This window comes from Stappia indica (assembly GCF_001696535.1).
Taxonomy (GTDB): Bacteria; Pseudomonadota; Alphaproteobacteria; order Rhizobiales; family Stappiaceae; genus Stappia; species Stappia indica.
On the sequence record NZ_MBQE01000001.1, the window covers coordinates 387,141 to 403,909 of the forward strand.

17 protein-coding genes and 2 tRNA genes are annotated in these 16,769 nt (G+C 67.1%); all 19 read right to left on the reverse strand.

Annotation, left to right across the window (positions count from 1 at the left end; genetic code table 11):
- Positions 1-7: 7 nt before the first annotated feature.
- Positions 8-316: an NADH-quinone oxidoreductase subunit NuoK gene (gene nuoK, locus BBX35_RS01760; protein WP_067215325.1), complete on the reverse strand. Its 309-nt coding sequence runs from the start codon at positions 314-316 to the stop codon at positions 8-10.
- An 85-nt stretch (positions 317-401) separates the two neighbouring features.
- Positions 402-1,016, reverse strand: coding sequence for an NADH-quinone oxidoreductase subunit J (locus BBX35_RS01765; RefSeq protein WP_067215328.1), 615 nt, complete (start codon positions 1,014-1,016; stop codon positions 402-404).
- Positions 1,017-1,144: 128 nt separating this feature from the next.
- The gene (nuoI, locus tag BBX35_RS01770; RefSeq protein ID WP_067215330.1) at positions 1,145-1,633 is read right to left on the reverse strand and encodes an NADH-quinone oxidoreductase subunit NuoI; all 489 of its coding nucleotides are present in this window, start codon (positions 1,631-1,633) and stop codon (positions 1,145-1,147) included.
- Positions 1,634-1,778: 145 nt separating this feature from the next.
- On the reverse strand, positions 1,779-2,015 hold the full coding sequence (locus tag BBX35_RS01775; protein WP_067215332.1) for an NADH dehydrogenase: 237 nt from the start codon (positions 2,013-2,015) through the stop codon (positions 1,779-1,781).
- A 42-nt stretch (positions 2,016-2,057) separates the two neighbouring features.
- Positions 2,058-3,116, reverse strand: a complete 1,059-nt coding sequence (gene nuoH, locus BBX35_RS01780; protein WP_088946048.1) for an NADH-quinone oxidoreductase subunit NuoH — start codon at positions 3,114-3,116, stop codon at positions 2,058-2,060.
- Positions 3,117-3,128: 12 nt separating this feature from the next.
- On the reverse strand, positions 3,129-5,228 hold the full coding sequence (nuoG, locus tag BBX35_RS01785) for an NADH-quinone oxidoreductase subunit NuoG (RefSeq protein WP_067215337.1): 2,100 nt from the start codon (positions 5,226-5,228) through the stop codon (positions 3,129-3,131).
- An 87-nt stretch (positions 5,229-5,315) separates the two neighbouring features.
- Positions 5,316-6,620 carry an NADH-quinone oxidoreductase subunit NuoF gene (gene nuoF, locus BBX35_RS01790; RefSeq protein WP_067215338.1) on the reverse strand — a complete coding sequence of 435 codons (1,305 nt, stop codon included), beginning with the start codon at positions 6,618-6,620 and terminating at the stop codon, positions 5,316-5,318.
- A 15-nt stretch (positions 6,621-6,635) separates the two neighbouring features.
- Positions 6,636-7,889: an NADH-quinone oxidoreductase subunit E gene (locus BBX35_RS01795; protein WP_067215341.1), complete on the reverse strand. Its 1,254-nt coding sequence runs from the start codon at positions 7,887-7,889 to the stop codon at positions 6,636-6,638.
- Positions 7,889-9,073, reverse strand: coding sequence for an NADH-quinone oxidoreductase subunit D (locus BBX35_RS01800; RefSeq protein ID WP_067215343.1), 1,185 nt, complete (start codon positions 9,071-9,073; stop codon positions 7,889-7,891). The genes BBX35_RS01795 and BBX35_RS01800 overlap by 1 nt, the downstream gene beginning before the upstream one ends.
- Positions 9,074-9,081: 8 nt before the next feature.
- Positions 9,082-9,687 carry an NADH-quinone oxidoreductase subunit C gene (locus BBX35_RS01805; protein WP_067215345.1) on the reverse strand — a complete coding sequence of 202 codons (606 nt, stop codon included), beginning with the start codon at positions 9,685-9,687 and terminating at the stop codon, positions 9,082-9,084.
- Positions 9,688-9,752: 65 nt separating this feature from the next.
- Complete coding sequence (locus BBX35_RS01810; protein ID WP_067215347.1) at positions 9,753-10,331, reverse strand: NuoB/complex I 20 kDa subunit family protein; 579 nt, start codon at positions 10,329-10,331, stop codon at positions 9,753-9,755.
- The gene (locus tag BBX35_RS01815) at positions 10,322-10,687 is read right to left on the reverse strand and encodes an NADH-quinone oxidoreductase subunit A (RefSeq protein WP_067215349.1); all 366 of its coding nucleotides are present in this window, start codon (positions 10,685-10,687) and stop codon (positions 10,322-10,324) included. Before BBX35_RS01815 ends, BBX35_RS01810 begins: the two co-directional genes overlap by 10 nt.
- A 235-nt stretch (positions 10,688-10,922) precedes the next feature.
- Positions 10,923-11,789 (reverse strand): penicillin-binding transpeptidase domain-containing protein, encoded by an 867-nt coding sequence (locus BBX35_RS01820; protein WP_067215351.1) that lies wholly within the window; start codon positions 11,787-11,789, stop codon positions 10,923-10,925.
- 223 nt (positions 11,790-12,012) lie between these two features.
- Positions 12,013-12,089, reverse strand: a tRNA-Asp gene (locus tag BBX35_RS01825).
- A gap of 44 nt (positions 12,090-12,133) precedes the next feature.
- Positions 12,134-12,210: transfer RNA gene (locus tag BBX35_RS01830), tRNA-Asp, on the reverse strand.
- 215 nt (positions 12,211-12,425) lie between these two features.
- Positions 12,426-13,688, reverse strand: coding sequence for a murein hydrolase activator EnvC family protein (locus BBX35_RS01835; RefSeq protein WP_208979739.1), 1,263 nt, complete (start codon positions 13,686-13,688; stop codon positions 12,426-12,428).
- A 213-nt stretch (positions 13,689-13,901) separates the two neighbouring features.
- Positions 13,902-14,624, reverse strand: a complete 723-nt coding sequence (locus tag BBX35_RS01840; protein WP_244271547.1) for a protein-L-isoaspartate(D-aspartate) O-methyltransferase — start codon at positions 14,622-14,624, stop codon at positions 13,902-13,904.
- A 46-nt stretch (positions 14,625-14,670) separates the two neighbouring features.
- Positions 14,671-15,432: a 5'/3'-nucleotidase SurE gene (gene surE / locus BBX35_RS01845; RefSeq protein ID WP_067215355.1), complete on the reverse strand. Its 762-nt coding sequence runs from the start codon at positions 15,430-15,432 to the stop codon at positions 14,671-14,673.
- Positions 15,432-16,712, reverse strand: a complete 1,281-nt coding sequence (gene serS, locus BBX35_RS01850; RefSeq protein WP_067215358.1) for a serine--tRNA ligase — start codon at positions 16,710-16,712, stop codon at positions 15,432-15,434. The genes surE and serS overlap by 1 nt, the downstream gene beginning before the upstream one ends.
- Between the last annotated feature and the right edge of the window lie 57 nt (positions 16,713-16,769).

Consider the following 16,769-nt stretch of genomic DNA (forward strand, 5'->3'; position numbering starts at 1 on the left):
CCTGCCCTTACCCCTTCATCATGTTGACGTCTTCAACCGCGATCGAGCCGCGGTTGCGGTAGAACACCACCAGGATCGCAAGGCCGATGGCCGCCTCTGCGGCCGCGACGGTCAGCACCAGAAGCGCGAAGACCTGCCCGACCAGATCGCCGAGGAACGCCGAGAAGGCGACCAGGTTGATGTTGACGGAGAGCAGAAGCAGCTCCACCGACATCAGGATGACGATCACGTTCTTGCGGTTCAGGAAGATGCCGAAGATTCCGATGGTGAACAGAATCGCGGCGACCGCCAGATAGTGTGACAGACCGATTTCCATGGGCGCCTCGTGATGCTCCCCCGAGTGAGACCTTGCGGTGCGCGGCCCGGGCGGGCGCGCACCGTGAATGTGAGCGGCGGTATCCTCAGATACCCTTGCCGGTTTCGACCTTGCGCACCTCGACCGACGCTTCGCGCGTGCGGCCAACCTGCTCAGAGATGTTCTGCCGCCGCACGCCTTCCTTGTGGCGCAGCGTCAGCACGATGGCGCCGATCATCGCCACCAGCAGGACGAGGCCGGCCGTCTGGAAGAACAGGATGTAGCGGGTGTAGACGAGCTCGCCGAGCGCGCGGATGTTCGACATGTCCGCAGGCAGCGGCGCGGGCGCGGCCGTCGTTCCGGCGATCTCTGGCGATATCACCCAGGCGCCGAGCACGAACAGCAGCTCGACCAGGAGGATCAGGCCGATCAGGCCGCCCACCGGCATGTACTGCAGGAAGCCCTGGCGCATCTCGACGAAGTCGACGTCGAGCATCATCACCACGAACAGGAACAGCACCATCACCGCGCCGACATAGACGACGACGAGCAGCATCGCCAGGAACTCCGCCCCGAGCAGAATGAACAGGCCCGCGGCGTTGAAGAAGGCGAGAATCAGGAACAGGACGGAGTGCACCGGATTGCGGGACGCGATGACCATGAAGGCCGACGCGACCGCAACAGCGGCGAAGAGATAGAAGAAGATGGCTTGCAGGACCATGTCGCGGTGTGCCCCCGTCGTCCCCGTTTAAGTCGCAGCCGCGTCGCGGCTCCAGATGAATTGGGCGCTTCCGGCGCGCAGCGGCCTCGTCTTAGACCACGGGCCGCGCGCCGTCCACTCCCGCCGCCTCAGCGATAAGGCGCGTCCATGGCGATGTTGCTGGCGATCTCCCGCTCCCAACGGTCGCCGTTCGCCAGCAGCTTTTCCTTATCGTAGTACAGCTCCTCGCGCGTCTCGGTGGCGAACTCGAAGTTCGGCCCCTCGACGATCGCGTCCACCGGGCACGCCTCCTGGCAGAAGCCGCAGTAGATGCACTTGACCATGTCGATGTCGTAACGGGTCGTGCGCCGCGTGCCGTCGTTGCGGCGCGGGCCGGCCTCGATGGTGATCGCCTGAGCCGGACAGATCGCCTCGCACAGCTTGCACGCGATGCAGCGCTCCTCGCCGTTCGGATAACGGCGCAGCGCGTGCTCGCCGCGGAACCGCGGGCTCACCGGCCCCTTTTCGAAGGGGTAGTTGATCGTCGGCTTCGGCTTGAAGAAGTAGCGCATCGCCAGGAAGAAGGCGGAGACGAACTCCTTCAGCAGAAGCGATTTTGCCGCCTGTTGCAGTGCCATGGCGTCTAGCCCCGTGGTTACGTTTTCCTCTGGCTCGCCCGCTGGTCCCGCAAGCCCCGACAAGGGCGCGGACCGCGAGCGGCCAAATCCTTGAACTGTGCCGGCATGCCGCCCGTTGGCCGCCGACCCGGAATTCCCCGCCCGCCTATCCGGCGAGCGAACTGCCTGCCAGGTACCCGACCACCGGAAACCCGACCAGCGAGAAGGCCATCACCAGGATCTGGAGCTGGCCCATGTATCGCCCGAGCAGGCTTTCACGCCCGCTCTGCTTCTTTTGCCGTTCCGCCGCCGCCCTCAGGACGCCGACGACGATCTTGTAGTCGATCCAGCCCACATAGAGGCCGATGGCGGCACCGATCAGTCCTGCAATCGAGACCGACATGCCGCCCTCTCCTTATGTGCCCGGCCCTCGCCTGCCCGGCCCTTACGCGCCGGTCGGCGCCCAGCCCATGGCCATCAGCACAACCGCGACGACGAACACCATGGCCAGCGACAGCGGCAAGAACACCTTCCAGCCGAGGCGCATCAGCTGGTCGTAGCGGTAGCGCGGGACCATCGCCTTGACCATCGCGAACATGAAGAACACCAACAGCGACTTCAGCAGGAACCAGACGAAGCCCGGGACCCAGGTGAAGGGTGCGACGTCCAGCGGCGGCAGCCAGCCACCCATGAACAGGATGGTCGTCAGCGCACACATCAGCGCGATCGACACATACTCGCCGAGCATGAACATCATGTAGGGCGTGGAGCCGTACTCGACCATGAAACCGGCGACCAGCTCGGACTCGGCCTCGGCCAGATCGAACGGAGGACGGTTGGTCTCCGCCAGCGCCGAGATGAAGAAGATCACGAACATCGGGAACAGCGGCAGCCAGTACCAGTTCAGGAAGGTCAGCCACGGCAGCCCGAGCGCGCTGGCAAGGCCGGTCTTCTGAGCCAGGACGATGTCCGTGAGGTTCAGCGAGCCGACGCACAGCAGCACCGTCACGATGACGAAGCCGATGGACACCTCGTAGGAGACCATCTGCGCCGCCGAGCGCAGCGCCGACAGGAACGGGTACTTCGAGTTCGAGGCCCAGCCGCCGATGATGATGCCGTAGACGCCGAGCGAAGAGATCGCGAGGATGAACAGGATGCCGACATTGATGTCGGCGATCACCCACCCTTCGGCCACCGGCACCACCGCCCAGGCGGTCAGCGCCAGCGTCACGGTGACCAGCGGCGCCAGCAGGAACAGGCCCTTGTTGGCGCCGGCCGGGATCACCGGCTCCTTCAGCACGAATTTCAGAAGGTCGGCAAACGACTGCAGCAGGCCCCAGGGCCCGACGACGTTCGGGCCGCGACGGATCTGCACCGCCGCCCAGACCTTGCGGTCCGCGTACAGGATGTAGGCCACGATCAGCAGCAGTGCGACCAGCAGCAGCACGCTCTGTGCCACCATGATGATCAGCGGGAAGAGATAATCCGCCCAGAAGTCCGCCATCATTGCCCCCGTTTACTCCGCGGCCTCTGCCGCGCGTGCCTTGGCGAGGGCCGAACACTCGGCCATCGTCGCGGAGGCCCGCGCGATCGGATTGGTCAGGTAGAAGTCGGTGATCGCCGGCTGGAACGCCTCGCCGGCCATCTTGCCGCCGAGGTCCGCCGCCTTCGCGGTGCCCTCGCCGCCGTCATTCTCGATGGCGTCGATGCCGGCCATCAGCGGATGCGCCGCATAGAGCGCCTTGCGCAGGTCCTGCAGCGAGTCGAACGGCAGCGCCGAACCCAGCTGCGCCGACAGCGCACGCAGAATCGCCCAGTCCTCGCGGGCCTCGCCCGGGGGGAAGGCCGCACGGTCGCCGAGCTGCACGCGGCCCTCGGTGTTGACCCAGGTGCCCGACTTCTCGGTATAGGCAGCCCCCGGCAGGATCACGTCGGCGCGATGTGCGCCGCGGTCGCCATGGGTGCCGACATAGACCACGAAGGCCGAGCCGAAGGCGCTCATGTCCATCTCGTCGGCGCCGAGCAGGAACACGACATCCATCGCGCCCTCGCCTGCCGCCTGCTGGATCTCGGCCGTGCCCTTGCCGCCCTCGCCCGGCACGAAGCCGATGTCGAGGCCGCCGACGCGCGAGGCCGCGGTGTGCAGCACCGAGAAGCCGTTCCAGTCGGAACCGGTCGCGCCGACCGAACGGGCGAGCGCAGCAGCGGCCGACAGGACCGACGCGCCGTCAGCGCGCGACAGCGCGCCCTGGCCGACGATGATCAGCGGACGCTCGGCATTCTTCAGAACGTCGGCGAAACCGTGCTTGCCGGCCGCAAGATCGGCCAGCGTCTCGGCACCGGCGCCCAGATACGTCGCCGGATAGGTCAGGTCGGCCTGCTGGCCGATGACGCCGACGGGCAGCGGGCCCATGCGCATGCGCTTGCGGATGCGCGCGTTCAGCACCGGAGCCTCGAGACGCGGGTTGGAGCCGATGATCAGCACCGCGTCCGCGTCCTCGATCCCCTCGATGGTCGCGTTGAACAGATAGGAGGAGCGGCCGAGCGCCGGATCGAGCGCGGTCCCGTCCTGGCGGCAGTCGATATTCGCCGAGCCGAGCGCCGTCATCAGGCTCTTCAGCGCGAACATTTCCTCGACGCTCGCCAGATCGCCGGCGATCGCCGCCAGCTTCTCCGGGCTCGACGCCTTGACCTTGGAGGCAATGGCGGCGAACGCCTCGCCCCAGCTGGCCGGGCGCAGCTTTCCGTCGACGCGCACATAGGGGCGGTCGAGGCGCTGGGTCTTCAGGCCGTCCCAGATGTAGCGGGTCTTGTCGGAGATCCACTCCTCGTTGACCGCCTCGTTGAGACGCGGCAGCACGCGCATGACCTCGCGGCCGCGGGTGTCGACGCGGATCGCCGAGCCGACCGCATCCATCACGTCGATGGTCTCGGTCTTCTTCAGCTCCCACGGGCGGGCCTGGAAGGCATAGGGCTTGTGGGTCAGCGCACCGACCGGGCACAGGTCGACGACGTTGCCCTGCATCTCGGAGGACAGCGCATTCTCCAGATAGGAGGTGATCTCGGCATCCTCGCCACGACCGATCAGGCCGAGGTCGGCGACACCGCAGACTTCCGTGGTGAAGCGGACGCAGCGCGTGCAGTGGATGCAACGCGTCATGATCGTCTTCACCAGCGGGCCGATATACTTGTCCTCGACAGCGCGCTTGTTCTCCGCATAGCGGGACGCGTCGACGCCATAGGCCATGGCCTGGTCCTGCAGGTCGCACTCGCCGCCCTGATCGCAGATCGGGCAGTCGAGCGGATGGTTGATCAGCAGGAACTCCATAACGCCCTCGCGGGCCTTCTTGACCATCGGGGTCTTGGTGAAGACCTCCGGCGGCTCGCCGTTCGGCCCCGGGCGCAGGTCGCGCACGTTCATGGCGCAGGAGGCCACCGGCTTCGGCGGTCCGCCCTTCACCTCGACGAGGCACATGCGGCAGTTGCCGGCAATCGACAGACGGTCGTGGAAACAGAAGCGCGGCACCTCGGCACCCGCCGCCTCGCAAGCCTGCAGCAGCGTGTAGTCCTGCGGAACCTCGATCTCCTTGCCGTCGACAAAGATCGTCTTGTTCATGCCTTGCTGCCCTCGCGGCTTGCCCGCAGCGCCCTTGGCGCGCGCGAACGTGTCGTCCTGTTTCCTGCGACCATCTCTGCGGCCGCCTTACTGTGCCGCTGCCAGCGACTGCGCCGGCTTGCGGCTCTTGGCCACATACTGGTCGATGCGTTCCTCGATCACCGGCCGGAAGTTGCGGATCAGGCCCTGGATCGGCCATGCGGCCGCGTCGCCGAGGGCGCAGATCGTGTGGCCTTCCACCTGCTTGGTGACGTCGAAGAGCATGTCGATCTCTTCCTTGGAGGCGTTGCCCGCCACCATGCGCTCCATCACGCGCCACATCCAGCCCGTGCCCTCACGGCACGGCGTGCACTGTCCGCAGCTCTCGTGCTTGTAGAAGTACGAGAGGCGGGCAATGGCCTTGATGATGTCGGTGGAGCGATCCATCACGATCACCGCCGCCGTGCCGAGGCCCGAGCCCAGCCCGCGCAGGCTGTCGAAGTCCATCGGACAGTCGATGATGTTCTCCGCCGTCACGCACGGCACGGACGAGCCGCCCGGGATCACGGCGAGCAGGTTGTCCCAGCCGCCACGGATGCCGCCGCAATGGCGGTCGATCAGCTCGCGGAAGGGAATGCCCATCTCTTCCTCGACCGTGCAGGGACGGTTCACGTGGCCGGAGACGCAGAACAGCTTGGTACCCGCATTGTTCGGCTTGCCGAGGCCCGAGAACCACGCAGCGCCCCGGCGCAGGATGGTCGGGGCAACGGCGATGGACTCCACGTTGTTCACCGTCGTCGGGCAACCGTAGAGGCCGACATTCGCCGGGAACGGCGGCTTCAGCCGCGGTTGGCCCTTCTTGCCCTCCAGGCTTTCCAGCAGCGCGGTTTCCTCGCCACAGATATAGGCGCCGGCGCCGTGGTGGACATAGATGTCGAAGTCGTAGCCGTTCTTGTTGTTCTTGCCGATCAGCCCGGCCTCATAGGCCTGGTCGATGGCCGCCTGCAGGCGCTCGCGCTCGCGGATGAACTCGCCGCGCACATAGATGTAGGCGGCGATGGCGCCCATCGCGTAACCGGCGATCAGGCAGCCCTCGACCAGCGTGTGCGGGTCATGCCGCAGGATCTCGCGGTCCTTGCAGGTGCCCGGCTCGGACTCGTCCGCATTCACGACGAGATAGGCCGGACGACCGTCCGACTCCTTCGGCATGAACGACCACTTGAGGCCGGTCGGGAAGCCCGCACCGCCGCGCCCGCGCAGGCCCGACGTCTTCATCTCGTTGATGATCCAGTCGCGGCCCTTGTCGATAAGGCCCTTGGTGCCGTCCCAATGGCCGCGCTGGCGCGCGCCATCCAGGCCCCAGTCATGCAGGCCGTAGATATTGGTGAAGATCCGGTCCTGATCCTGCAGCATCGCGATCCCCTTCCCTTAGGACTTGCTCGTGGGCACGTCGCCACCGTCGACGCGCCTGGAGAAATCGGTTTCGCCGCCGGACGCCAGCACCTTGGCCTGTGCGATCCAGTCTTCGCGATCGATACGCCCCTTGAACTTCAGCCGGGTGTCGACCCAGGCCTTGTTCTCGTCTGTCCAGGAGGCGATCTGGTCGAAGTGGTAGACGCCGAGCTCGTTGAGGATGCCCTCGATCTTCGGGCCGACGCCCTTGATCCGCTTGAGGTCGTCCGCCTTGCCGCCGCGCGCGCCGGTCAGCAGCTCGGGCTCGGTCTCCTCGGCCGAAGTCTCGGCCGCGGCGAGATCGAGGCTCGCCTGGGCGCTTTCTTTGGTCCGTTTGGGAGCCGCCGGCTTTGCAGCCTCCGACGGCTTCGGACCCGGGTCGCTGGCAGCCGGGGCTTCCGGCAGCTTGGTCTTCGTCTCGGGCTTGGCCTCGGCCTTGGCGAGATCGGCAGGCTTGCCGGCCCGCGGCGCCGGCGCCTTCGCCGTCGTGCCGGCGGCCTCGGCAGCAGCCGGGATGCCGTTGAAGTCGTTGCCGCCGCCATTGATCGAGGCGCCGGCAAAGGCATGCGAAGCCGCTTCCGCGCCCTTGACCACATGCGGCAGCGGATCGCCGCCGCGGGTCTTGTCGGACAGGCCGGTCAGCGTGGTCGGGCCGCCCTCCGGCGCGCCGAAGCGCCGGTCGTTCTGCGGGCCCGGCGTCACTTCGCGCCCGGCGGAAATGTCGTCGATGAGCTTTTCCAGGCTCTCCGGCGTCAGGTCCTCGTAGGTGTCCTTGAAGATCTGCACCATCGGCGCGTTGACGCAGGCGCCGAGGCACTCGACCTCTTCCCACGAAAAGTCGCCGTCGGCCGACAGTTCGTGCGCATGGGCCGCGATCTTCGACTTGCAGACCCGGATCAGGTCTTCCGAGCCGCGCAGCTGGCACGGCGTCGTGCCGCAGACCTGGATATGCGCCTTCTTGCCGACCGGAGCCAGCTGGAACATCGTGTAGAAGGTCGCGACCTCGAGCACGCGGATATCCGGCATGCCGAGCATTTCGGCGACATAGCGGATCGCAGGCTCGGGCAGCCAGCCCTCGTGCTGTTCCTGCGCCCGCCACAGAAGCGGGATCACCGCGGAGGCCTGGCGGCCGTCCGGGTAGCGCGAGATGACCTTGTTTGCCCAGTCCAGATTGGCCGCCGTGAAGGCGAAGCTTTCGGGCTGCTCAGGGTGAAGGCGACGAACGGCCATTACCGGTCCACCTCTCCGAACACGATATCGAGGGAGCCGAGGACAGCCGACACGTCGGCCAGCTGGTGTCCGCGGCACATGAAATCCATCGCCTGCAGATGGGCAAAGCCGGGGGCCTTGATCTTGCAGCGATAGGGCTTGTTGGTGCCGTCGGCGACGAGGTAGACGCCGAATTCGCCCTTCGGCGCCTCGACGGCCGCATAGACCTCGCCTTCCGGCACGCGGTAACCTTCGGTGTAGAGCTTGAAGTGGTGGATGAGCGCTTCCATCGAGCGCTTCATCTCGCCGCGCTTGGGCGGAACCACCTTGCCGTCCATCGACGAGACCGGGCCCGTCTCCACCGTCAGCTTCTCCAGGCACTGCTTCATCAGCCGCACCGACTGACGCATCTCTTCCATGCGGATGAGATAGCGGTCGTAGCAGTCACCGTTCTTGCCGATCGGGATGTCGAAATCGAGTTCGGCATAGCACTCATAGGGCTGCGACTTGCGCAGGTCCCAGGCAGCGCCCGAGCCGCGCACCATGACGCCGGAGAAGCCCCGCGCCCAGGCGTCTTCCAGCGACACCACGCCGATATCGACGTTGCGCTGCTTGAAGATGCGGTTGTCGGTCAACAGGCCCTCGATGTCGTCCAGCGTCTGCAGGAACGGATCGCAGAAGTCCCAGATGTCGTCGAGCAGGTCCTTCGGAAGGTCCTGGTGCACGCCGCCCGGCCGCACATAGGCGGCGTGCATGCGCGCGCCGCAGGCCCGCTCGTAGAAGACCATCAGCTCTTCGCGCGGCTCGAAGCCCCACAGCGGCGGCGTCAGCGCGCCGACGTCCATCGCCTGCGTGGTCACGTTCAGCAGATGAGACAGGAGCCGGCCGATCTCCGAGTAGAGAACGCGGATCAGCTGGCCGCGCTTGGGCACGGAGATGCCGAGCATCTTCTCGACCGCCAGCGCGAAGGCATGCTCCTGGTTCATCGGCGCGACATAGTCGAGCCGGTCGAAATAGGGCACCGCCTGCAGGTAGGTCTTGTGCTCGATCAGCTTTTCGGTGCCGCGATGCAGCAGGCCGATATGCGGATCGACGCGCGTCACCACCTCGCCGTCCAGCTCCAGCACCAGGCGCAGCACGCCGTGCGCCGCCGGATGCTGCGGGCCGAAATTGATGTTGAAGTTGCGGACCTGAGCCTCTGCCATCGGCTGCCTCAATTGGTCTTGGCTTTTTCGTCGCCGGGCAGGATGTATTCCGCACCCTCCCAAGGCGACATGAAGTCGAAGTCACGGAATTCCTGGTTGAGCCGGACCGGCTCATAGACCACCCGCTTCTTCTCGTCGTCGTAGCGAACCTCGACATAGCCCGTCAGCGGGAAGTCCTTCCGCAGCGGATAGCCGTCGAAGCCGTAGTCGGTCAGGATCCGGCGCAGGTCCGGATGACCGGAGAACAGCACGCCGTACATGTCGTAGGTCTCGCGCTCGAACCACTCCGCACCGGCGAACACGTCGATGATGGAGGGAACCGGCGTTTCCTCGTCGGTGGCCACCTTCACGCGGATGCGCAGGTTCTGCTTCGGCGACAGGAAGTGGTAGACCACGTCGAAGCGGTTGTCCCGCTGCGGCCAGTCGACGCCGCACAGGTCCGTCAGGTTGACGAACTGGCAGCTGGAGTCGTCGCGCAGGAACCGCACCACCTGGACGATCTCGGAAGCCCGTGCGAGCAGCGTCAGCTCCCCGTACTCGACCTTGTAGCCGTCGAGGGCATCGCCCAGATGCGCCTGAATGTGTTCGCCAAGCTCGGCGAGCGTCTCGTCCATGATCCTGACCCGTCTAGTCGCTTGCGGGAGGCGTGCCGGCCGGGCCGGCACTCCGCGGGCGGCGTTCAGCGTTCGATCGTTCCGGTGCGGCGGATCTTCTTCTGAAGCAGAAGAACGCCGTAAAGCAGCGCCTCGGCCGTCGGGGGACAGCCGGGAACGTAGATGTCGACCGGGACAACCCGGTCGCAGCCGCGCACCACCGAATAGGAGTAGTGGTAGTAGCCGCCGCCATTGGCACACGAGCCCATGGAGATGACGTAGCGCGGCTCCGGCATCTGGTCGTAGACCTTGCGCAGGGCCGGAGCCATCTTGTTGGTCAGCGTGCCGGCGACGATCATCACGTCCGACTGGCGCGGTGAGGCGCGCGGCGCGAAGCCGAAGCGTTCGGCATCATAGCGCGGCATCGACATCTGCATCATCTCGACCGCGCAACAGGCGAGACCGAAGGTCATCCACATGAGCGAGCCGGTGCGCGCCCACTGGATCAGGTTGTCGGTCGCGGTGACGACGAAGCCCTTGTCGGCCAGCTCGTCGTTGATGTCCATGAAGAACGGATCGTTGGCGCCGACCGGCTTGCCGGTGGCCGGATCCAGGATGCCCTTCGGAGCCTGGGCGATGAGCGGCTGCTGCGACGTCAGTCCCATTCCAGGGCCCCCTTCTTCCATTCGTAGATGAAGCCGACGGTCAGCACGCCGAGGAAGGCCATCATCGACCAGAAGCCGTACCAGCCGAGGTCGCCGAACGCGACCGCCCAGGGAAACAGGAACGCCACTTCGAGATCGAAGATGATGAACAGCAGCGCGACCAGATAGAAGCGGATGTCGAACTTCATGCGCGCATCGTCGAAGGCGTTGAAGCCGCACTCATAGGCCGACAGCTTTTCCGAATCGGGATTCTTGTAGGCGAGCAGGAACGGCGAAATCAAAAGCGCGAGGCCGATGACGAGCGATACCCCGATGAAGACGAGGATCGGAACGTAATCTCTCAGGAGCTCTTCCATGTCCTAATGTCCTTCCGCCGGGCCATTTTCGCTGCCGGAACCCTGTGTCCCATGCAACGTGCCCGGCCGCGCGACGCGCAGCCGGTCCCTCTATCCCGGCGATTGCGGCGGATGCGCGTGGAGGCACGCTCCCGCCAGTGCCCATGGGGCACGCTTAGCCCACGCACAAACGCAACGCAAGTCCGACGACGGAGTAATCGAAAGCGGTTTTTTGCAGGCGCGAAAGGCCCCTGCGTCAGTTTTTGCCCGAAAGCGGCGGACCATCGGCAGGCAGCCGCTTTGCAATGGCCGGCCATTCCTTCAGGAAGGCCGCGCGGGCGCGCCGCCCCGGCGAGCCGCGCTCGCGCGTCTCGTCCTGCACCAGCCGCACGAAGACGAGCCGCCGGCCCTCGCGGCTCCCTTTCGCCTCGGCCCAGCCGACGAACCAGCCGAAGCCGCGCGACCGGTCGAAACTGCCGTCTGCGCGCCGCGGATAGGCCCCGCCCGTCTTGCCGGTAAGCGTCCAGCCCTCGCCCGCCTCGAGCGCAGGCAGCAGGGCCTCGGCCTGCGCCTGCGCGTTCTCCGACAGCGGCAGCGTGCGGTTCAGGAGCCCGGTGAGAAACAGCGCCTGTTCGCGCGCAGAGACCGTCAGCGAGGAGGCGATCCAGGCGCGCTCCAGCCCGTTGTCCTTGCCCGGGTCGCCGGAAAAGTCGGCATTGCCGAAGCCGAGCGCGCGCGTGCGCTCTTCCAGCACCGGGCGGCCGAGCTGCCGCGCCATGCGCTGCGAGTACCAGACGACGGAATATTCCATCCAGTGCATGGGATCGACGTCGCCGCGCCACGGATCGCCGCCCCAGTCGACCTCGCCCTTGGCCCAGGTCCAGACCGGGGAATGCGGGCCGCTCAGCACGCCTTCTTCGTAGCCGATGGCCGCGAGCGGCACCTTGAAGGTGGAGGCCGGCGTGACCCGGCGCGTGCACTCGCCCTCTTCCAGCAGCACGGCGCGGCTCGCCGATTCGATCACCATCGTGCACAGGACGCCGGCCTGCGCCGAGGTCGCGGCCCCGGGCACCACTGCCCCCAGAACCAGAATCGCCAGTGCCGTGCCCGTGATGCGTGCCATCGATGTCCCCTCCCCGCATGATCGGCTCGCGCCGGCCTTGCAACCGCACGCAGGCGAAGAACCCGCCATGCAATTGGTGCGACAATGTGTCGGAGCGCAGCTTGTGCACTGGAGAGGTGCGAACACGCGCACGCACAGCGAAGACGCGGCCCGAAGGCCTGTCCGTCGCCCGTGCGTCCGGTCTGGATAAGTCTGGACTGTCAGGAGAAAGAAAGGGGGCGAGTGGCGCGAGTGACGGGGCTCGAACCCGCGACCTCCGGCGTGACAGGCCGGCACTCTAACCAACTGAGCTACACCCGCTCGCCCGCTTCGCAATGCTGCGAAAGGCTCCCGTAAAAGGTGAGTGGCGCGAGTGACGGGGCTCGAACCCGCGACCTCCGGCGTGACAGGCCGGCACTCTAACCAACTGAGCTACACCCGCTCACCTCATGGCGACGCTTGGTCGCCGGGAGTGGCGGTGATGTACGGCGCTCCGCGCGTCAAGTCAAGCGCAAGCGGGCGCTCATGTGACGATTGTGCAAAGAGCCTTTGCCTGCCGCCCTTGCCGCTTGTGGAAAACAAAACGGACGCGCCGGGTGGGCGCGTCCGCTGCAACGTTTCTGCCCGCCGGAAATGGCGCGGCAAAGGCGAAACCCCTTACAGGCTCGCGAGATACTTCATCGGGTCGACCGGCTTGTTGCCGCGGCGCAGCTCGAAATGGAGCTGCGGCTGGCTTACCGAGCCGCTGGAGCCGGCCTTGGCAATGGTCTGGCCGCGCTGCACCGCCTCGCCCCGCTTCACCATCAGCGAGCTGTTGTGGGCATAGGCGGAAACCCAGCCGTCGTCATGGCGCACCAGCACCAGGTTGCCGAAGCCCTTCAGCTCGTTGCCCGAGTAGATCACCGTGCCGTCCTCGACCGCCTTGATCTCGGTGCCTTCCGGCAGGGCCAGATTGATTCCGTCGTTATGTGCGCCGCCCGGCTTCGGGCCGAATTCGGAGATGATCCGGCCGCGTGCCGGCCAGCGGAAGCGCCGCTCGCCGGTGGCCGCCGGCTCCGGCGAGGTCTCGCGGGACACGGCGATCGGCGCGGTCGGCGCCGGCTCGTCGCGCACCACCGCCGGACGCGCCGGCGTGGTCGGAGCGGAGGTCGCCGGCTGGGTCGGACGGCTGGACAGCGCCGCCGGCTTGCTCTTCGGCGAGGTGACGACACCCCTGCCCGGCTGCGGCGTGGTCAGCGAAGCGACCTGCGTGCGGGCACCGGGCTTCGCCTGCGGCCGCGGCGCGCTGGCAAGGCCGGCACCGGCCGGGATCGAGCCGGTCACGCTGGGTGACCCGCCGGCATCCGGCAGGCGCGTCGTCGGCTGCGCGGGCACCGCCGAGGCGATGTTCGGTGCGCCCTGCGAATAGGTCGGGATCGTCACGCGCTGGCCGGCCGTGAAGCTGCCATTGGCGTCGGTACCGTTGATCTCGCCCAGCACGTGCTGGGGAATGCCGTAGCGCCGCGACAGGCTGGCGACCGTGTCGCCCTGGCGTGCGGTGACCTGCGTCGCGCCGACCGTCGTCCAGCCGCGCACGGTGCGCACCTCTCCGGAGGTTGCCGCCGGTGCGGATACCGTCCGCGGGGCGCTCGTGGCCGTCGGCACGCCAGCATAGGTGCCGGAGGTCGATGGCGTGCTGGTCCGCGCATTGCCGATGGAGCCGGTCGAGACGGGCCTGTTGGCGCCGGTCGGCGGCGGCAGCGTCGAGCGCTGGACCGCATTGGACGGCTGGCGCGGCCCGGCCGCGACACTGTCGAAGCTCGGCTGCGAGCCGTTGCCCAGCATGGCGCGCTGATTATCGGTATTGCCGGTGAAGATGGGATCCTCGAACCGCTCGACACCGCCGCTGCAGGCTCCTGCGAGCGCGGCGAGCACGATCACGACGGCAGTCTGCGTAAGCAGTCGGGAGGAAGGGCGAAGAACCTGCATTGTCATGGCGCTACTCGGACTGAAGACACCTGAAATCATGATGTCGATTAAATGCCGGTAACGTTGATAAAGACTTAAAGTCGCGCGCCGCCCGTAAACCAATTTGCGTTTTATGCCGGAAATCTCGGGCGCGTCCTGCGCAGCGCTCTCTGCGCCGAAGCGGGATTACAGCCGGCTCGCCGTTCCCTCGACCAGCGGCACGAATCGCACCTCCGCCAGCACCTTCTCCGACAGCCGCCCGTCGCGCTTCTCGATCAGCACCAGCTGCTGGAGGCTGCCCTTGGGCCCGCGCGGCATGATCAGCTTGCCGTCCTCCGCCAGTTCGTCGAGCAGAACCTTGGGGATCTCGGGCCCCGAAGCCGTCACGATGATCCGGTCATAGGGCGCGTGTTCCGCCAGCCCCTCCAGCCCGTCGCCGTGATGCACGCGCACGCTGCCGATGCGCAGCGACGCCAGCCGCTCACGCGCCAGGTCGACGAGGGTGCGGTAGCGCTCGATGCTGTGCACCTCCCCCGCCATCAGGCCGAGGATCGCCGCCTGGAAGCCGGAGCCGGTGCCGACCTCCAGCACCTTGTGCGTCGACGCCACGTCCAGTGCGTCGGTCATGCGGGCGACGAGGCTCGGTTGGGAGATGGTCTGGCCGCATTCGATGGGCATGGCCGTGTCCTCGCCCGCGTGGCGCTGCAGCGCGGCGGACAGGAACAGGCGCCGCGGCACCCGCTCGATGGCGGAGAGCAGCCGCGTGTTGCGGATGCCCTGCGAGCGCAGGCGCAGGATCAGCGCGGCCGTCGCCTCGCGGTCGGCCTCGGCCTGCCGTTCGGCGGCGCTGCGCAGGTCCTCGCCGTCGGCCGGCCAGCTATCGTCTCGGCCCTTGCCGTTCTCGCTCACCAGCCCCTCCCCCGGCCATCGCTGGCCGAAGACGCAAAATGCATCGTCAGCCCAGCAGGTCTTTCAGTTCGCCGAGCAGGTCGTGCGCCGTCAAGTCCAGCTTCAGCGGCGTCACCGAAATGCGGTTGTGGACCAGCGCCGACAGGTCGGTGTCGCGCGGGGGATCCTCGTCCGCATTGCGGAAGCCGAGCCAGTAGTACGGAACGCCGCGCCCGTCGGTGCGCGCATCGACGCCCAGCTCGCTGACCTTGCGCTTGCCCTGGCGCGTCACCTCGATGCCCTCGACCTCGTCCGGCGCGCAAGCCGGGAAGTTGAGGTTGAGCAGCGTGTCCGGCGGGAAGCTGAAATCCAGCAACCGCTGGATCAGCTTCGGCGCATGGGAGATCGCGCAGGAATAGTCGGCCCGCGCGCCCTTCGACCAGGCGACGCCCTGCGACAGCGCGATGGAGCGGATGCCCATCAGCGTGCCTTCCATCGCGCCGGCAATGGTGCCGGAATAGGTCACGTCGTCGGCTGCGTTCTGGCCCCGGTTGACGCCCGACAGGATCAGGTCCGGTCGCTTGTCGTTCAGGATTTCGCGCACGCCCATGATGACGCAGTCGGTCGGCGTGCCGCGCACCGAATAGCGGCGCTCGCCCATCTCGCGCAGGCGCAGCGGGTCGTGCAGGGTCAGCGAGTGCGCCACGCCGCTCTGGTCGGTCTCGGGCGCCACCACCCACACGTCGTCGCTCAGTTCCCCGGCGATCTGCTCCAGCGCGGCAAAGCCGGCTGCGTGGATGCCGTCGTCATTCGTCAGCAGGATGCGCATCAAAGCCCCTCGATCGTCTCGATGCCGCCCATATAGGGCCTCAGCGCCTCGGGCACCGTGATGCTGCCGTCCGCGTTCTGGTAGTTTTCAAGCACAGCGATCAGCGCGCGGCCGACCGCGATGCCCGAGCCGTTCAGCGTGTGCACGAACTTCAGGCCCTTCTCGCCCTGCGGGCGGAAGCGCGCGTTCATGCGCCGGGCCTGGAAGTCGCCGCAGACCGAGCAGCTGGAAATCTCGCGATAGGCGTCCTGCCCCGGCAGCCAGACCTCGATGTCGTAGGTCTTGCGCGCGCCGAAGCCCATGTCGCCGGCCGACAGCGCCATCACGCGGTACGGCAGGCCGAGCCGCTTCAGCACTTCCTCGGCGCAGCCGGTCATCCGCTCCAGCTCGTCCAGCGAGTCCTCCGGGCGCGTCACCGACACCAGCTCGCACTTCCAGAACTGGTGCTGACGCAGCATGCCGCGCACGTCGCGCCCGGCCGAGCCCGCTTCCGAGCGGAAGCACGGGGTCAGCGCGGTCACGCGCAGGGGCAGATCCGCCTCGTCCAGCGTCTCGCCGGCCACCATGTTGGTCAGCGGCACTTCGGCAGTCGGGATCAGCCAGCGTCCGTCGGTGGTCTTGAACAGATCCTCGGCGAATTTCGGCAGCTGCGAGGTGCCGTAGAGCGCCTCGTCGCGCACCAGTAGCGGCGGCGACACTTCCATGTAGCCGTGCTCGCCGGTCTGCAGGTCCATCATGAACTGGCCGAGCGCCCGCTCCAGACGGGCGAGACGCCCCTGCAGCATGACGAAACGCGCGCCGGCGATACGCGCGGCCCGCTCGAAGGCAAGGCCCGGCAGCGCGCCGGCGATCTCGAAATGCTCTTTCGGGGTGAAGTCGAGGGCGCGCGGTGTGCCGACGCGGCGCACTTCCACATTGTCGCTCTCGTCCTTGCCGTCCGGCACGTCGTCATGCGGCATGTTGGGCAGCACGGACAGGGCGGTCTGCAGCTCGGCATCGATCTGCCGCTCCTGCTCCTCGCCCTGCTGGATCTTGGTCTTGAGGCTCGCAACCTCGTCGATCACCGCCTGCGCGGCCTGCTCGTCACCGGATGCCTTGGCCTTGCCGATCTCGCGCGAGGCGGCGTTGCGGCGCTCCTGCGCCTGCTGCAGCTCGGCGACGAGCGCCCGCCGCCGGTCGTCGATGGCGATCAGCCGCGCTGCCTGCGGCTCCAGTCCGCGCCGGTCCATGGCGCGGTCGAAAGCCGCGGCATTGTCGCGGATCCACTTGATGTCGAACATGAGAAACCCCGGGATTGCTGCCGGCGCGCCGGAATGGCGGATCGTCGGTCGCGGCCC